This is a genomic window from Burkholderia sp. D-99, assembly GCF_011605345.1.
In the GTDB taxonomy this organism is placed as follows: Bacteria; Pseudomonadota; Gammaproteobacteria; order Burkholderiales; family Burkholderiaceae; genus Burkholderia.
The window spans coordinates 1-15,634 of record NZ_JAAOXM010000011.1 but is presented as its reverse complement, the minus strand read 5'-3'; the positions used below and the strand labels follow the sequence as shown (position 1 = coordinate 15,634).

The 15,634-nt window shown below is 69.9% G+C and carries 15 protein-coding genes; 9 read left to right on the top strand and 6 right to left on the bottom strand.

All coding sequences use genetic code 11. The annotated features are described in order from the left end of the window. Window positions 1-360: 360 nt before the first annotated feature. A complete protein-coding gene (gene xseA, locus HAV18_RS29655; RefSeq protein ID WP_166963240.1) occupies window positions 361-1,743 on the top strand; it encodes an exodeoxyribonuclease VII large subunit in 1,383 nt (460 codons plus the stop codon). Between the two features lie 226 nt (window positions 1,744-1,969). Beyond that, window positions 1,970-2,548, top strand: a complete 579-nt coding sequence (gene sodB / locus HAV18_RS29650) for a superoxide dismutase [Fe] (protein WP_166963238.1) — start codon at window positions 1,970-1,972, stop codon at window positions 2,546-2,548. Window positions 2,549-2,653: 105 nt separating this feature from the next. Here sodB and chrA read toward each other — a convergent pair whose 3' ends face one another. Together chrA and HAV18_RS29640 are read right to left on the bottom strand one after the other, a co-directional pair. Further along, window positions 2,654-3,865 (bottom strand): chromate efflux transporter, encoded by a 1,212-nt coding sequence (gene chrA / locus HAV18_RS29645; protein WP_166963236.1) that lies wholly within the window; start codon window positions 3,863-3,865, stop codon window positions 2,654-2,656. An 86-nt stretch (window positions 3,866-3,951) separates the two neighbouring features. Beyond that, window positions 3,952-4,659, bottom strand: coding sequence for a Crp/Fnr family transcriptional regulator (locus HAV18_RS29640; RefSeq protein ID WP_166963234.1), 708 nt, complete (start codon window positions 4,657-4,659; stop codon window positions 3,952-3,954). Between the two features lie 81 nt (window positions 4,660-4,740). On the opposite strand from HAV18_RS29640, the gene HAV18_RS29635 reads away from it, so the two are divergent. From HAV18_RS29635 to HAV18_RS29625, 3 genes are all read left to right on the top strand, one after another. Continuing rightward, entirely contained in the window at window positions 4,741-5,265 is a 525-nt protein-coding gene (locus tag HAV18_RS29635) for a DUF962 domain-containing protein (protein WP_166963232.1), read from the top strand. Next, window positions 5,258-6,304: a 2-dehydropantoate 2-reductase gene (locus HAV18_RS29630; RefSeq protein ID WP_166963230.1), complete on the top strand. Its 1,047-nt coding sequence runs from the start codon at window positions 5,258-5,260 to the stop codon at window positions 6,302-6,304. The genes HAV18_RS29635 and HAV18_RS29630 overlap by 8 nt, the downstream gene beginning before the upstream one ends. A 108-nt stretch (window positions 6,305-6,412) precedes the next feature. Further along, complete coding sequence (locus tag HAV18_RS29625) at window positions 6,413-7,018, top strand: bifunctional 2-polyprenyl-6-hydroxyphenol methylase/3-demethylubiquinol 3-O-methyltransferase UbiG (protein WP_166963228.1); 606 nt, start codon at window positions 6,413-6,415, stop codon at window positions 7,016-7,018. Between the two features lie 19 nt (window positions 7,019-7,037). On the opposite strand, the gene HAV18_RS29620 is transcribed toward HAV18_RS29625, so the two are convergent. Both HAV18_RS29620 and mdtD read right to left on the bottom strand, forming a co-directional pair. Then, window positions 7,038-8,309 carry an EAL domain-containing protein gene (locus HAV18_RS29620; protein WP_166963226.1) on the bottom strand — a complete coding sequence of 424 codons (1,272 nt, stop codon included), beginning with the start codon at window positions 8,307-8,309 and terminating at the stop codon, window positions 7,038-7,040. Between the two features lie 179 nt (window positions 8,310-8,488). Beyond that, entirely contained in the window at window positions 8,489-9,925 is a 1,437-nt protein-coding gene (mdtD, locus tag HAV18_RS29615; protein WP_166963224.1) for a multidrug transporter subunit MdtD, read from the bottom strand. A gap of 205 nt (window positions 9,926-10,130) precedes the next feature. Here mdtD and HAV18_RS29610 point away from each other — a divergent pair, with 205 nt between their 5' ends. Further along, complete coding sequence (locus tag HAV18_RS29610) at window positions 10,131-10,454, top strand: DUF2917 domain-containing protein (protein WP_166963222.1); 324 nt, start codon at window positions 10,131-10,133, stop codon at window positions 10,452-10,454. On the opposite strand, the gene HAV18_RS29605 is transcribed toward HAV18_RS29610, so the two are convergent. Beyond that, window positions 10,427-11,659: a citrate synthase family protein gene (locus tag HAV18_RS29605; RefSeq protein ID WP_166963220.1), complete on the bottom strand. Its 1,233-nt coding sequence runs from the start codon at window positions 11,657-11,659 to the stop codon at window positions 10,427-10,429. The genes HAV18_RS29610 and HAV18_RS29605 overlap by 28 nt on opposite strands. Window positions 11,660-11,799: 140 nt before the next feature. Between HAV18_RS29605 and HAV18_RS29600 the strand changes: the two genes are divergently transcribed. Beyond that, window positions 11,800-13,191: a CoA transferase gene (locus HAV18_RS29600; RefSeq protein WP_166963218.1), complete on the top strand. Its 1,392-nt coding sequence runs from the start codon at window positions 11,800-11,802 to the stop codon at window positions 13,189-13,191. Window positions 13,192-13,224: 33 nt separating this feature from the next. Here HAV18_RS29600 and HAV18_RS29595 read toward each other — a convergent pair whose 3' ends face one another. Then, the gene (locus HAV18_RS29595) at window positions 13,225-13,971 is read right to left on the bottom strand and encodes a GntR family transcriptional regulator (RefSeq protein WP_021156386.1); all 747 of its coding nucleotides are present in this window, start codon (window positions 13,969-13,971) and stop codon (window positions 13,225-13,227) included. Between the two features lie 166 nt (window positions 13,972-14,137). Here HAV18_RS29595 and HAV18_RS29590 point away from each other — a divergent pair, with 166 nt between their 5' ends. Together HAV18_RS29590 and HAV18_RS29585 are read left to right on the top strand one after the other, a co-directional pair. Continuing rightward, complete coding sequence (locus HAV18_RS29590; RefSeq protein WP_166963216.1) at window positions 14,138-14,983, top strand: aldo/keto reductase; 846 nt, start codon at window positions 14,138-14,140, stop codon at window positions 14,981-14,983. 60 nt (window positions 14,984-15,043) lie between these two features. Next, the gene (locus HAV18_RS29585; protein WP_166963214.1) at window positions 15,044-15,529 is read left to right on the top strand and encodes a hypothetical protein; all 486 of its coding nucleotides are present in this window, start codon (window positions 15,044-15,046) and stop codon (window positions 15,527-15,529) included. Window positions 15,530-15,634 lie beyond the last annotated feature (105 nt).

The following is a 15,634-nucleotide window of genomic DNA, read 5'->3' as shown; positions in this document are numbered from 1 at the left end:
GGAAGGCGGCACTCTAGCGCGCCGCGGGCGGGCGCGGCAAGCGCGACCGGCCGACGCAGCCCACGGGGCCGGATCGCGGCGGCTTGTGGATAACTCTGTGAAGAACTCCCCGTTCGATTGCGTCAAACGCCCGTGGGGTGGGCCTCGAATCGGATGAGAATCGTTTCGAAAGTTTTAAAAATGTATAAAAATCAATGTGTTATTGCGAATCGTCTGGATTTTTCGGCGGTTTTCGAGCGTTTTAGGCCGACGATTGCCAAAGTGTGGACACCTTCCGCGCGTCGCGGCGCATGCGCCCGGCGCTGGACGTCGCGCGCGTGTCGGACTATCGTGTCGCCGCCAGCATTCATCCGACCGTCCATGCCTTCCGACTCCCCATTTGCCGCACCGGGCGCGACCCGCGGCGGCGACGAAGTGATACCCGTCTCGGCGCTCAATCGTGCGATTTCGACGATGCTCGAGCGCTCGTTTCCGCTGCTGTGGATTTCGGGCGAAGTATCGAATTTCACGCGCGCCGCGAGCGGCCACTGGTATTTCTCGATCAAGGACCAGCAGGCGCAGATGCGCTGCGTGATGTTCCGCGGCCGTGCGCAATACGCGGAGTTCACGCCGCGCGAAGGCGACCGGATCGAGATACGCGCTGTCGTCACGATGTACGAGCCGCGCGGCGAAGTGCAGCTCAACGTCGAGGCCGTGCGACGCACCGGGCAGGGGCGCCTGTACGAGGCGTTCCTGCGGCTGAAGGCGCAGCTCGAGGGCGAGGGGCTCTTCGCGCCCGAGCGCAAGCGGCCGCTGCCGGCCCACCCGCGCGCGATCGGCATCGTCACGTCGCTGCAGGCGGCCGCGCTGCGCGACGTGCTGACCACGCTCGCCCGCCGCGCGCCGCACATTCCGGTGATCGTCTATCCGGCGCCCGTGCAGGGTGCCGGTTCCGCCGAAAAGCTCGTCGCGGCCGTCGAGACCGCGAATGCGCGCCGCGAGGTCGACGTGCTGCTGGTCTGTCGCGGGGGCGGCTCGATCGAGGATCTGTGGTCGTTCAACGACGAGGCGCTGGCGCGCGCGATCGCGGCGAGCGACCTGCCGGTCGTCAGCGGCGTCGGGCACGAAACCGATTTCACGATCGCGGACTTCGCGGCCGACCTGCGCGCGCCGACGCCGACCGGCGCCGCCGAGCTCGCGAGCCCGCAGCGCGCGCTGCTGCTGCGCGAGGTCGGCGAGCGCCAGCGTGCGCTCGCGCGCGGCATGGAACGCCGGTTGGAGCAGCGCGCGCAGCAGCTCGACTGGCTCGCGCGCCGGCTGGTGAGCCCGGCCGAGCGGCTTCAGCGGCAGCGCACGCACGTCGAGCAGCTCGCCGTGCGGCTTGCCTCCGCGGCGTCGCGGCCGGTGCGTGATGCGCGCGCACGGTTCGCGCTCGCGCAGCTGCGCTGGCAGCGCGCGCGCCCCGATCCGTCGCAGGCGCGCCAGGCGCTCGCGGGGCTGTCGCAGCGTCTTGTGCTGGCATTGCAGCGCCGTCACGAACGCGACACGGCTCGCGTGTCAGCCTGTGCGGCAAGGCTCGAGGTGCTGAGCCCGCAGCGCACGCTCGAGCGCGGCTATGCGGCGCTGATCGATGCACAGACGGGCCGCGCGGTGCGCACGCCGAACGCGCTGAAGCCGCAGCGGCGCCTGACCGTGCATCTCGCCGAAGGCTCGGCCGACGTGTCGCTCGCGGATGTGCAGCCGCGGCTGACCGATACGATCTGACATAACCGGTGCGAGCGCAGCGGAGGTCGCGCAACGGGCGAACCTCGCGCCGGAACGGATGCTGCGCAGTGTCGGCTCACCCCGCCGGACGATGCGCGAACATCGCTTTTCCGCATACCGCGGATAAATGGCCCGTGAGTTTGCGGGGTTATTCGGTCTCGCCTACAATCGGACGCTCGGCAGCATTCAACACAAGCCCCCCTACATACTCAACGAAGGAATCGCCATGGCTCATACGCTCCCGCCGCTCCCGTACGCTGAAGACGCACTCGCGCCGACCATCTCGCTCGAGACGATCCAGTACCACTACGGCAAGCACCATCAGGCTTATGTGACGAACCTGAACAATCTGATCCCGGGCACGGAATTCGAAAACCTGTCGCTGGAAGAGATCGTGAAGAAGTCGTCGGGCGGCATCTTCAACAACGCCGCGCAAATCTGGAACCACACGTTCTTCTGGAACAGCCTGTCGCCGAACGGCGGCGGCGCACCGACGGGCGTGCTGGGCGACGCGATCAACGCGAAGTGGGGTTCGTACGACGCATTCAAGGAAGCGTTCACGAAGGCCGCAGTCGGCACGTTCGGCTCGGGCTGGGCATGGCTCGTGAAGAAGGCTGACGGTTCGCTCGACATCGTGTCGACGAGCAACGCAGCGACGCCGCTGACGACCGCCGACAAGGCACTGCTGACGATCGACGTGTGGGAACACGCGTACTACATCGACTACCGCAACGCACGTCCGAAGTTCGTCGAAGCGTTCTGGAACATCGTGAACTGGGACTTCGCAGCGAAGAACTTCGCGTAAGGTCCGGCGCCTGCGCGCCGCTACGGCGCGCGGCACCCAGCAAAAAAGCCCTCGTTTCGAGGGCTTTTTGTTTTTGTCGCGGTGGAACGTGCCGCGCGTGCCCGATCAGGCCAGGATGCCGAGCCCCCAGCCGAGCGCCGCGCTCGCGATCACGACGGCCCACGGCGGCACGCGCCAGAACACCAGCGCGACGAATGCGACGAGCGCGGCGGCCAGGTCGCGCGGCGCCATGATCGTGTCGGTCCAGACCGGATGATAGAGCGCGGCGAGCAGCAGCCCGACGACGGCCGCATTCACGCCGGCGAGCGCGGCCTGCATCCGCGTGCTGCGGCGCAGCCGCTCCCAGAACGGCGCGGTGCCGGCCACCAGCAGGAACGACGGCGCGAAGATCGACACCAGCGCGATCGTGCCGCCGAGCCAGCCGTTCGGCGCGGTGCGCAGCGACGCGCCGAGAAACGCCGAGAACGTGAACAGCGGCCCCGGCACGGCCTGCGCGACGCCGTAGCCGGCCAGGAACGCCGCATCGCCGACCCAGCCGGGCGCGACCACGGCCGCTTGCAGCAGCGGCAGCACCACGTGCCCGCCGCCGAACACGAGCGCGCCCGTACGGAAGAATGCATCGACGACGGCGAGCGTATCGGAGCGCAGCGCGCGGGCCGCGAACGGCAGTACGACGAGGAGCGCCGCGAACAGCGCGAGCCACAGTACGCCCGCGCGGGGCGACACGTGCAGCGGCAACGGATCGTGGGCGCCGCGCGCCGGCTGCGGTAGCAGCACGAGGCCGGCCAATCCGGCCGCGACGATCACTGCAACCTGCGTCCATGCGGCCGGCGCGAGCAGGGCGACGCAGGCGGCCGCGGCCATCAGCGTGACGCGTCGTGCATCCGGGCACAGCGTGCGTGCCATGCCCCACACGGCTTGCGCGATCACGGCGACCGACACGATGCGCAGCCCGTGCAGCGCGCCGGCTTCGATCGGCGCGCCGCTCGCGTGCACACCGAGCGCGAACAGCATCATCAGCAACGCCGACGGCAGCGTGAAGCCGAGCCACGCGGCGAACATTCCCAAGTAGCCGGCGCGCGCGAGGCCGATCGCCATCCCGAGCTGGCTGCTCGCGGGCCCCGGCAGGAACTGGCACAGCCCGACGAGATCCGCATACGCGCGCTCGGTGAGCCAGGCGCGCCGCGTGACGAACTCGGTGCGGAAGTAGCCGAGATGCGCGACCGGGCCGCCGAACGACGTGAGGCCGAGCCGCAGGAATGCGATGAACACCGGCCAGGGATGGCGGGAGGGAGCGGAGGCGGTCGACGTGCTCAAAGCGGGGCGGGCGGATGAACGGACGAGCCGTCACGATAGCGCAACGCGGTGACGGCCGGGTGGCCGCGCAACGGTGGTGCCGGGGCTCAGCGCATGCCGTCGGGCAACCCGCTCGCGCGCCGCAGCGCGTCGACATCGATGAGCTCGATCTCGCCGACGTGCAGCCGCACGACGCCGTCGGCCTGCAGTGCCTTCAGCAACTGGTTGGTGGTCTGCCGCGTCAGCGACAGCATTGCCGCGAGCTTTTCCTGCGACAGCCGGATGCGCGTGCGGCCGGCGCTGATCCCGCCATAGCCGTCGGCGATCATCAGCAGGCGGGCGGCGAGCCGCTGCGCGGCCGGCATCACGCTCATCGATTCGACGGTCAGGAAGCTCAGGCGCAGCTTCTGCGCCATCAGCAGCGCGAACTGCCGCCAGTATTGCGGCGTCGCGTCGAGGATCGCGAGCAGTGCGGCCTGCGGGACGTGCAGCAGCAGCGTGTCGTCGAGTGCGATCGCGTCGTGCGTGCGCGGCTGGCCGTCGAACAGCGCGATTTCGCCGAACCACGTGACGGGCTCGGCGACCGTCAGCAGCGCTTCCTTGCCCTGCGGGTCGACCGCACCTATGGTGAGTGAACCGGTCAGCACCGCGTACAGCCCGCACGGCGGGTCGCCGCGCCGGAACAGCGCGTGGCCCGCGGGCAGGCGGCGCAGCACCGCACTGGCAACCAGGTCCGCGCGCAACGCGGGCGGCAGCGCGGCGAACCACGGGTTCGCTTCGATCTGCGGCAGGTACGGGGCGAGCGGAGCAGGCATGGATACGCGATGTCGGGTAGCTGACAGAGGTTCTCGGGCGTGACGCGCATCATAGCGCTCAACAACCGACCAGGAGACGCGATGAAGACGCTCGAAGACCATCTTTCGCAATATGCGGCCTACCACCGTGACGCGCGCAACATCGCGACGCATCTGGTCGGGATTCCGATGATCGTATTCGCGGTCGAGGTGCTGCTGTCGCGGCCGGCGGTCGGGATGCTGGCCGGCATCGCGCTGTCGCCGGCGCTGCTGCTCGCGGTCGCGTTCGTCGTGTTCTACCTGCGCCTCGACCTGCGGTTCGGGCTCGTGATGACCGCGCTGTTCGTGCTCGGCCTGTGGGCCGCGCAGTCGCTCGCGTTGCTGCCGACGACACAATGGCTTGCGGTCGGCATCGGCGCGTTCGTCGTCGGCTGGATCGTGCAGTTCGTCGGGCACTGGTTCGAAGGACGCAAGCCCGCCTTCGTCGACGATCTGGTCGGGCTGATGGTCGGGCCGCTGTTCGTCGTCGCCGAGGTCGCGTTCTTCGCGGGACTGCGCGGCGAAGTGCGCCGCGAAGTCGAGCGGCGCGCCGGCCCTGTGCACGGCGGCGCGCATTCGCATGTCTGACGCACCGGTCTGCGTGATTGGCGCGGGCGCCGTCGGCTGCTATCTCGGCGGCCGGCTCGCGGCGGCCGGCGCGAATGTCACGCTCGTCGGCCGCGCACGGATCGGCGATGCGATTCATCGGCACGGGCTGACGCTGACCGACCAGCGCGGCTATCGCGCGACGCTCGCGCCGGCCGATGTCGCGTTCGCGACCGATCCGGCGGTTGCGGCCGCCGCGCGGCTCGTGCTCGTGGCGGTGAAATCGGCCGCGACCCGTGAGGCCGCGGCGCAGCTGGCCGGCGTGCTGCGGCCGGGCACGGTCGTGATCAGCTTCCAGAACGGCCTGCACAATGCCGACGTGCTGCGCGACGCGCTGCCGCAAGCGACCGTGCTGGCCGGCATGGTGCCGTTCAACGTGATCGAGCGCGGTCCCGGCGCCTTTCACCAGGGCTCGGCCGGCGTGCTCGCGGCCGAAGCGTCGCCCGCGCTGCAGCCGTTCGCCGGCGCGTTCGCGCGCGCCGGGCTGCCGCTCGCGCTGCATCGCGACATACCGGCCGTGCAGTGGGCGAAGCTGCTGCTCAACCTGAACAACGCGGTCAATGCGCTCGCGAACCTGCCGCTGCGCGACGAACTCGCGCAACGCGCGTACCGTCGCTGCGTCGCGCTGGCCCAGCGGGAGGCGCTGCACTGGCTGGCGCGGGCCGCGATTCGCCCGGCGCGGCTGACGCCGTTGCCGGCCGCCAGGATCCCTGCCGTGCTCGATCTGCCCGATGCGGCTTTCCGTGTGCTCGGCGGCCGGATGCTTGCGATCGACCCGCTTGCGCGTTCGTCGATGTCCGACGATCTTGCGGCGCGCCGCGCGACGGAAGTCGAGTGGATCAACGGTGAGATCGTGCGGCTGGCCGCGCGTTTCGGCGCACCGGCGCCTGTCAATGCGAGACTGTGCGCGCTTGTCCACGACGCCGAGGGCGCGGCCGTGCGCCCGGCATGGCGCGGCGACGCGCTGTGGGCCGAGCTGACCGCGCAGGTGCCACGCGCGGGCGACGTGCGGGCCGCGTAGCCCGGCGTCAGACGATCGCCTGTGCGGGCCTCGTGTGCGGCACCACAGGCCGGGCGCAACGGCTAAGATGCGGGGTGCGTCATACGACGCCTATGCGGAGCACTCATCATGGTGGATCGCCCGACGCTCGATGCGTACGACGCCCATGCCGCGCAATACGCGCAGGACTGGCTCGACCAGGCCGCACCCGACGACATGTACGCGCTGCTGGAGCAGCATTTCTCGCCGGGGCCGACCGCGGACGTCGGTTGCGGCGCGGGCCGCGATACGGCCTGGCTTGCGTCGCGCGGCTTCGACGTGCGTGGCTACGACGCGAGCGCCGCGCTGCTCGCCGAGGCGCGGCGGCACCATCCGGACCTGAGCTTCGAACTCGCCACGCTGCCGGCGCTGGCCGGCGTGCCATCCGGCTCGTTTCGTAACGTGCTGTGCGAAACGGTCGTGATGCATCTCGAACAGGCCGATGCGGCCGCCGCCGCCGCGCGGCTGGGCGATCTGCTGATGCCGGGCGGCACGTTGTACCTGAGCTGGCGGGTGGCCGGAAACGGCACGTTGCGCGACGAGCGCGGTCGCCTCTACACGGCACTGGATTCGGCGCGGATGCATGCGGCGCTCGGCGCCGGCGTGTACGTGCTCGACGAGCACGAAGTCGTCAGCGCCTCGTCCGGCAAGCGCGTACACCGGTTGATCGTCCGCAAGGCGGCCGGCGCCGCGTGAAGGCGGCGCGCGGTCGCACTTACTGGTTGAGCGCCGCTTCCCAGTTGATGTCGACGCAGAGCACCTGCATGCCGGTCGCGACCGGCGCGGCGATCGACGCGGTCACGCACAGGTGCGCCTCGTTGATCGACAGGTAGGGCGGCGTCAGGTGCACGCGGCCCGGTGCGCGCATCGCGTCGATGAAGTACGGGCGGCGTTCCCAGCTCGCGCCTTCGGAGTGCAGCAGCGGCCGGAAACGCTTGGCGCGCTGCGATACGCTGCCGCGTGCAAGCACGTTGTCGCCGATCTGGCGTCCCGATGCATCGAGCAGGAAGCAGCGCGCGGTCTCGGGCAACCCGAGCACGGCGGCCGCCGCGTCGGTAAGCGATTCGCCTGCGACGAGCTTCCGGCTTGCTTCCTCGAGCGCGGCGACGTACGGCGCGAGCCGTTCCGCCTGCGTGCGTTCACGCTGCGCGACGCGCAGCCGCAGCGCGGCCGACAGCGTATCCATGCAGCCCGCGGCGGCCTGCGGCTGCACCGGTTCGACGCTCGGCCCCGCGAAGTACTGGCCCTGCACGAAATCGACGTCGCATTCCAGTGCGATCAGCGCATCGCGCTCGGTCGCGAGCCCGCCCATCAGCACGAGCTGGCCGGATTCGTGCAGCAGCGACACGAGCCCCGGCAGCACGCGTTCGAGATGCGAGTGCTCGCTCGCCTGCGCGAGGATGCCGCGGTCGAGCGTGACGATGTCGGGATGCAGGTGCCACACGCGGTCGATGTTCGAATGCTTCGCGCCGAACCCGACCAGCGCGATCAGGAAGCCGGCCTTGCGCAGCCCGTCGACGATCGCCGCGTAGCGCGGTGTCTCGCCGCCCGCCTGTTCCGGCACCTCGAGCACCACGCGATGCGGCGGCAGCCCGAGCGCCTTCAGGTTCGCGAGCATGGCGTCGCTGTAGACGGTGTCCATCAGCGCGGCCGGATGCAGGCTCAGGAAGAGCCATTCGTCATGACTGTCGAACGCGTGGAAGTTGCCGAGATGCAGGGATTCGGCGAGCCGGCCGAGCTCGAGCAGGTCGCCGCGCCGCGCCGCCTGCGTGAACACCTCGTGCGACGCCACCTGGCGGCTTTCCTCGTCGTGCGCACGCAGCGACGCGTGATAGCCGATCGCGCGGCGGTGCGACACCGAGAAAACGGGCTGGAACACGCTGAACACGGTGTAGCCGCCGTACAGCACGGTGCGCCGGTTCCCGTCGTCGCCGGCGACGGGGCGGGGCGGCTGAAAGCCGGGGGGATCGATTTCGATCATGCTCATGATGTCGGCCGAAGGAAGACTGCCAGTTTACCTAGAGAATAGGCGAGCAAGAAGCGTGCACGGCATCGTACCCCGTGCGGCGGCGCGTCGCGCTCGAGCCGCCGGGCATCGCCGGCGCATCGCGGGGCCGCGCTGCACCGCAATGGTGCGCGCCGACCCGGTTCGGCGCGCGCCGCGCGTCACGCGCGCTCGGACGGGTCGGTCTTGCGCGCGGTGCTGCGGATCTCGGGCGCGAGCTGCGCGAAGATCCACGCGGAAGCCGCCGTGATGATCCCGACGCAGATGAATGTCGCATGGAACGCCGGCAGCGTGTTGCTCGGCGTCACGGTGCGCAGCATGCCCGTGAACGTCGCGAGCAGCGCGCCCGCGACCGTGACGCCGAGGCTCATCGACAGCATCTGCACGAGCGAGAACAGGCTGTTGCCGCTGCTCGCGCCCCCCGTGCCGAGATCCTTCAGCGTCAGCGTGTTCATCGCGGTGAACTGCATCGAGTTGAAGCCGCCGAACAGCGCGAGATGGACGACCTTCACCCAGACGGGCACCGTGTCGCGCATCAGCGCGAAGCTCGCCATCATCACGCCGACCATGATCGTGTTCGCGAGCAGCACCTTGCGGTAGCCGTGTTGCGTGATCAGCCGCGTGATGATCCGCTTCGAGAACATCCCGGCCGCCGCCACCGGCAGCATCATCAGCCCGGCCTCGAACGCCGAGTAGCCGAGGCTCACCTGCAGCAGCAGCGGGATCAGGTACGGCATCGCGCCGCTGCCGATCCGCGCGAACAGATTGCCGAGCAGCCCGACGCTGAACGTGTGGATCCTGAACAGCTCGAGCGAGAAGATCGGCTGCGGCGCGCGCACCGCATACAGCCCGTACGCGACGAAGCACGCAAGGCTCAGGATCAGCAGCACGAGCACGGCCGCGTGCTGCATCCCGAGATCGGCGAGGCCGTCGAGCGACAGCGAGATCGCGACCATGCCGATCGTCAGCAGCAGGTAGCCCTTCAGGTCGAAGCGGCCGACTGCCGGGTTGCGCGAATCGGGCATCGAATAGAAGGTCGCGATGCAGCCCGCGACGCCGACCGGCACGTTGATCAGGAAGATCCAGTGCCACGACGCGATCTTCACGAGCCAGCCGCCGAGCGTCGGCCCGATCAGCGGGCCGATCAGGCCGGGAATCGCGACGAACGACAGCGCGGGCAGGTAGCGTTCGGCCGGGAACGTGCGCAGCACCGCGAGCCGCCCGACCGGCAGCAGCATCGCGCCGCCGACCCCCTGCACGACGCGGAACGCGACGAGTTGCGTCAGCGTATGCGCGTTCGCGCACAGCAGCGAGCCGAGCGAGAACACCAGGATCGCGCTGAAGAACACGCGCCGCGTGCCGAAGGTATCGGCGAGCCAGCCGGACACGGGGATCATCACCGCCATCGTCAGCGAGTACGCGATCACGACCGACTGCATTCGCAGCGGCGACTCGCCGAGGCTCGCAGCCATCGACGGCAGCGCCGTATTGACGATCGTCGAATCGAGCGTCTGCATGAAGAAGCCCGTCGCGACGAGCCACAGCATGACGGTAAGGTTCTTTTCGCCGGGAGCGGCGGCAGGTGGGCGCTGGAACATGGAGGCAGGGCGGTGGCGCGGGACAGCCGACATTGTAGGGAAAGCCGCCGCGCGGCGCAGGTTCGGCGCGAATGCCGCCGGCGATGCCTGTCCCAGTCCAGTGACCAGTACGGTTCGGTCAAAAGTGTCTGCAGGCGTATCTGTCCGTGTGCTGCCACTGTCCGAAATACTGGTGGCATCGAACTCGTGCGACCAGGAGGCTGCCATGCGCGAACTGCGACTCTACGTGATGGACGGCGACGAGCCGGCCGGGCGGTGGCGGATCGTCGATCGCACCATGCTCGAGGTGGCCGAAGGCGAAGCGTGGGCGACCGTCGAAGGGCAGGCAGACGATCACTGGCTCGGTGCGGGCGATTCGCTGACGCTTTTGCCCGGCATGCGCGTGTGGGTCAGCGCGGGACCGCACGGCGCGACTTTCGCGTTCGGCCCGCTCGCGGCGTCGGCCGCGCGCACCGCGCAAGTGTGGTGGCGGCCGCTCGTCGCGTGGCGCGACGGCCGGCGTCACGCGGCCGCGTCGCTGCCGATGTAGCGCGCGCGGGGGCGGATCAGTTTGCCTTCCGCATGCTGTTCGAGCGCATGCGCGATCCAGCCGGCCGTGCGGCCGGCCGCGAACAGGGTGAACGCTGCGCCATCCGGCAGCGCCAGCGCGCGTTCCAGCAACGCGAGCGCAAAATCGATCGCCGGGCGCAGGCCCGTCGCCGCTTCGACGCGCGCGATCAGCGCGCTGGCCGCGTGCAGCGCCGGACAGTCCGGCGCCGCTGCGTGCAGCGCGTCGAGCAGGGCCTTCGCGCGAGGATCACCGTCGGGGTAGAGCGGGTGTGCGAAGCCGGATAGCGCGGTGCGGCCGCCGTCCGCGCGCTCGTCGTGTGCGAGCCGCAGCGCGAGGTAGCGATCGAGGTCGGCGGCGCGGGCCGCCTCGTCGAGCAGCGTGCCCGCGCGGAACATCTCGCCGCCGTGGCGCGGGCCCGACAGCGCCGCGAGCCCGCCGGCGATCGCGCCGAACAGGTGGGTGCCGGTCGACGCGATGCAGCGCACCGCGAAAGTCGAAGGATTCAGTTCGTGATCGGCGCTTAGCACCAGCGCGCGGCGCAGCAGGTCGATTTCGGCGGGCTGCCGCACGTGCCATGCAACCGCAAGCTGCTGGTGGAGGGGCGCGTCGCCCGGTGCGATGCCGGCGAGCGCGGCGGCCGCGACGCGCAGCAGCAGCGCAGCCGAATCGAGCTGCGCGTCGCGCCCCTGCGCCCACAGGCGCGGCAGCGACGCGGCCGCGGCAGGTAACAGCACCAGCGTGCGTTCGAGCGGCGCGAGATGCGCCCAGCGGCGCGCCCAGTCGTCCCACTGCGCGACGTCGAAACCGGACGACGCGAGCGACGCGGCGGCAAGCCGCGCGGGCGGACAGTCCCAGAGCCGCGCGGCCGTTTCTTCCAGCGTCGCGGCGTCGGCCAGCGCGATCGCATCGGCGCCGCGGTAGCGCAGGCGGCCGCCGGCGATCTGCGTGATCCGCGATTCGAGCACCGGTACGCCCCAGTCGAGCGAGCGCTCGGCGACGCCGCCCGCGCGTTTCGCATCGGCGCGGCGGCGTGCGAGCAGGCGCACTTCGTCGGCGTCGTAGCGGCGGCGCTTGCTCGCGCCGTCAGGCAGCGAGCGCAGCAGGCCGCGGCTCACGTACGCATAGAGCGTGCTTACGCCGACACCGAGGATGCCGGCGGCTTCCTGCGCGCTGAGGGATGTCATGCCGATCGCTCCCGGCGGGGCGCATGAAGCGCGGCCCCGCTACAACTATTCGTTATGTATTGATTCGTGCAATCAAGATTGATCGCGCCTGTCGCGAATTCTAGACTCGATTTCGTCTTCTCTACTGCACCCATCCCACCATGACACCCGAACTCGCATTGACTCATCTGTGGCAACTCGCGCACGGCGACTCCGAGGCCCTGACTCGCGTGACGCTGACCGGGCAGGACCCGACGCTGCCGTCGACGTTTCAGGTCGGCACGCTCGCCGCGGCGACGATCGCGGCAGCCGGCCTCGCAGCGGCCGAATGCCACCGGCTTCGCACGGGTGTGGCGCAGACGGTCGACGTGTCGGTGCGCGATGCACTCGTCGCGTTCCGCAGCGAACGCTACCTGCGCGTGGACGACGGCCCGCCGCCGGAGTTGCGTCATCCGGTGACGGGTTTCTTCGAGACGCGCGACGGGCGCTGGATTCAACTGCACGCGAACTTCGCGCATCACCTGCACGGAATACTCGACGTGCTCGGCTGCGGCCCGCAGCCGTCCGACGTCGCAGCGGCGATCCGCACGTGGGACGGCGCGGCGCTCGATACCGCGCTGGCCGAGGCCGGCCTGTGCGCGGCGTTGATCAGAATGCCTGACGAATGGGCGGCGCACGAACAGGCGCGCGCGATCGCATCGCTGCCGTTGTTCGAGATCGAGCGGATCGGCGACGCGCCGGTCGAGCCGATCGGTCGCGGCGAAGCGAGCCAGCCGCTCGCCGGCGTGCGCGTGCTCGATCTCACTCGCATCATCGCGGGGCTGGTCGCGGGCCGCACGCTGGCGTCGCACGGTGCGCAGACGCTGCTCGTCAACGGCCCGCACCTGCCGAACATCGCGCCGCTCGTGATCGACAACGGACGCGGCAAGCGCTCGACGTGGATCGACCTGCGCGACGCGGCGGGCGTCGATACGTTGCACGCGCTCGCGCGCGACGCGGAGGTGTTCCTGCAGTCGTACCGTCCCGGCGCGCTCGCGGCGCGCGGTTTCGCGCCGCAGATGCTGGCGGAACTGCGGCCGGGGATCGTCTGCGTATCGGTGTCCGCGTACGGGCACGCGGGGCCGTGGGCGCAGCGGCGCGGTTTCGACAGCCTCGTGCAGTCGGCGAGCGGGATCGCGTGGCAGGAGCAACAGGCTGCGCACGTGAACCGGCCGCGCCACCTGCCGTGCCAGGCGCTCGATCATGCGACGGGGTATCTCGCGGCGTTCGGCGCGATGATCGCGCTTGCGCGCCGGGCGCGCGAAGGAGGAAGCTGGCACGTACGGCTGTCGCTCGCGCAGACGGGCCGCTGGCTGCAGTCGTTCGGCGTCGTGCCGGACGGATTGCGCGCACCCGATCTCGCGCTTGCCGACGTGCGTGACCGGATCGACCGTACGGTGTCGCCGTTCGGCGCGATCGACGCCGTGCGGCCGGCCGAACGCTTGTCGGTGACGCCGCCGTCGTTCGCGCGGCCGCCCGTGCCGCTCGGCACCGACGACGCGCGCTGGCTGTGAGCGCTGGCGACCGCCGCCGGCCGCGCACGTGCGTTACTTGCGCAGCTCGACGACGAAGTCGTAGTAGTCGTTGCGGCAGTAGGTATCGGTGAGTTCGATCGCGCGCTGGTCCGACGTATAGCCGATCCGCGTGATCAGCAGCAGCGCGTCGTGCGGCGCGATGCCCATCTGTTCGGCGATTTCGTCGGTCGCGTTGACCGCGCGGAAATGCTGCAGCGCGCGCACGATCGGCGTGCCGCGCGCCTCGAGATAGCTGTACAGCGACCCGCCGATCGCCTGCGGATCGGGAATCAGCGTCGCGGGGAACGTCGAGTTCTCGACGGCCATCACGATGCCGTCGGCGAGGCGCAGGCGCTTCAGGCGCGTGACCGATGCGGCCGGCGAAAGCCCGAGCTGGATCACTTCGTCGCGGTTCGCCGGCTGGATCTCGCGCGCGATCCATTGCGAACTCGGCTTGAAGCCGCGCCGTTCGAGCATTTCGCTGAAGCTCGACAGCCGTGACAGTGGATCCTCGTAGCGCGGCTGGATGAAGTTGCCGGCGCCCTGCGTGCGGCGTATCAGGCCTTGCTCGACGAGCAACGCGATCGCCTTGCGCGCGGTGATGCGCGATACGCCGAGCGCATCGGACAGCACGCGTTCGGAGGGCAATGCCTCACCGGCCGTCCAGCGGTTGTCGTGGATCGCGTCGCCGAGCTTGCGGGCGAGCTGCAGGTAGAGCGGCGTGTCGTTGTCGGGGTCGGGGCGCAGGTCCTGCCAGCGGTCGTCCGTGGATGCCTTCATGGAGTGGGTATCGATCAGGTTGCGGCCATTCTAAGTCATCACGTGGCGCCGTTATAGCCGGTTTTCGTCGTGCAATAGGTGAATTGCGCGCCGATTGACTACACTGATGCGTCGTATTCCATGCCTGGGCCGCGGTGCGCGGCCACGAATCCGCAACGAGGAACGCATGACAGACACGATCGCCACGGTCGTCCTGCCGGACGGCGAGACGATTCCGAAGCTTGGCCTGGGCACGTGGGAAATGGGCGAGCGGCCGGCCCGGCGCGCGGACGAGATCGCCGCGCTGCGCGAAGGCGTCGAGCTCGGGATGACGCTGGTCGATACGGCCGAGATGTACGGCGACGGCGCGACCGAGGAACTGATCGGCGAGGCGCTCGCGGGCCTGCGCGACGACGTGTTCCTCGTCAGCAAGGTGTATCCGCACCATGCGAGCCGGCGCGGCGTCGTTGCCGCGTGCGACGCGAGCCTCAAGCGCCTGCGTACCGATCGCCTCGACCTGTATCTGCTGCACTGGCGCGGCTCGGTGCCGCTCGATGAAACGATCGAAGGCTTCGAAGCGCTGCAGCGCGCGGGCAAGATCCGTCGCTGGGGTGTCAGCAACTTCGATACGGCCGACATGGCCGAGCTCGTCGATGAAGCCGGTGGCGGCGCATGCGCGACCAACCAGATCCTCTACAACATCGCGCGGCGAGGCCCGGAATTCGACTTGCTGCCATGGCTTGCCGAGCACCGGATGCCGGCGATGGCCTACAGCCCGGTCGACCACGGACGGTTGCCGAAGCGCTCGCCGCTCGACGAGATCGCGCGGCAGCGCGGGGTGTCGGTGATGCGCGTCGCGCTCGCTTGGGTGCTTGCGCAGCCGGGGGTTTTCGCGATCCCGAAGGCGTCGCGGATCGAGCACGTGCGCGACAACCGGGCCGCGCTCGATTTCATGTTCAGCGATGACGAGCGCGCGCAGCTTGACGCGTACTTTCGTCCGCCACGCAGCAAGCGCGCGCTCGAGATGCTCTGACGACACCCGGTCGGGCAACGCGGCAGGTCAGTGGTTGCCTCCGGACGATCCGCCGTTGCCGTGACCGCCGCCATTGCCGTTCCCGCTGCCATGGCCATTGCCGACACCGTTGGCCCCGCCATTGCCGGCGCCGCCGCTGCCGTTTCCATTGCCGTTGCCGCCGCCATTGCCGTTGCCGCCGCCATTGCCGTGGCCGCCGCTGCCGCCGGTAGCGGCGCCGTTACCCGAACCGCCGCCGCCACTACCGCCCTGGCCACCGTTGCCGCCAGCGCCACTTCCATTTCCATGACCGTTGCCGACGCCGTTGGCCCCGCCATTGCCGGCGCCGCCGCTGCCGTTTCCATTGCCGTTGCCGCCGCCATTGCCGTGGCCACCGCTGCCGCCGGTACCGCCGCCGTTACCCGAACCGCCGCTGCCACTACCGCCTTGGCCACCGTTGCCGCCAGCGCCACTTCCATTGCCGCGACCGTTGCCGACGCCGTTGGCCCCGCCATTGCCGCTGGCGCCGCTGCCGTTTCCATTGCCGTTGCACATCCCAGCGCATAGGCGACCGTGCTGAGCGTTGCCCAGCGCGTCGGGTCGGCTTCGATCATCTCGACCGCGGTACGTGCGAGGTGCTCGGGCGCGTGACGATCGCTCAGGACGATGTCG

Excerpts from the sequence above, each read along its gene's own strand:
- HAV18_RS29595 (WP_021156386.1), bottom strand. The coding sequence starts at position 13,971 with ATGAAGGCATCCACGGACGACCGCTGGCAGGACCTGCGCCCCGACCCC.
- HAV18_RS29630 (WP_166963230.1), top strand. The coding sequence starts at position 5,258 with ATGTCTGACGCACCGGTCTGCGTGATTGGCGCGGGCGCCGTCGGCTGC.
- HAV18_RS29620 (WP_166963226.1), bottom strand. The coding sequence starts at position 8,309 with ATGAGCATGATCGAAATCGATCCCCCCGGCTTTCAGCCGCCCCGCCCC.
- mdtD (WP_166963224.1), bottom strand. The coding sequence starts at position 9,925 with ATGTTCCAGCGCCCACCTGCCGCCGCTCCCGGCGAAAAGAACCTTACC.
- sodB (WP_166963238.1), top strand. The coding sequence starts at position 1,970 with ATGGCTCATACGCTCCCGCCGCTCCCGTACGCTGAAGACGCACTCGCG.
- HAV18_RS29605 (WP_166963220.1), bottom strand. The coding sequence starts at position 11,659 with ATGACATCCCTCAGCGCGCAGGAAGCCGCCGGCATCCTCGGTGTCGGC.
- HAV18_RS29635 (WP_166963232.1), top strand. The coding sequence starts at position 4,741 with ATGAAGACGCTCGAAGACCATCTTTCGCAATATGCGGCCTACCACCGT.
- HAV18_RS29610 (WP_166963222.1), top strand. The coding sequence starts at position 10,131 with ATGCGCGAACTGCGACTCTACGTGATGGACGGCGACGAGCCGGCCGGG.
- xseA (WP_166963240.1), top strand. The coding sequence starts at position 361 with ATGCCTTCCGACTCCCCATTTGCCGCACCGGGCGCGACCCGCGGCGGC.
- HAV18_RS29590 (WP_166963216.1), top strand. The coding sequence starts at position 14,138 with ATGACAGACACGATCGCCACGGTCGTCCTGCCGGACGGCGAGACGATT.
- HAV18_RS29625 (WP_166963228.1), top strand. The coding sequence starts at position 6,413 with ATGGTGGATCGCCCGACGCTCGATGCGTACGACGCCCATGCCGCGCAA.
- HAV18_RS29640 (WP_166963234.1), bottom strand. The coding sequence starts at position 4,659 with ATGCCTGCTCCGCTCGCCCCGTACCTGCCGCAGATCGAAGCGAACCCG.
- HAV18_RS29600 (WP_166963218.1), top strand. The coding sequence starts at position 11,800 with ATGACACCCGAACTCGCATTGACTCATCTGTGGCAACTCGCGCACGGC.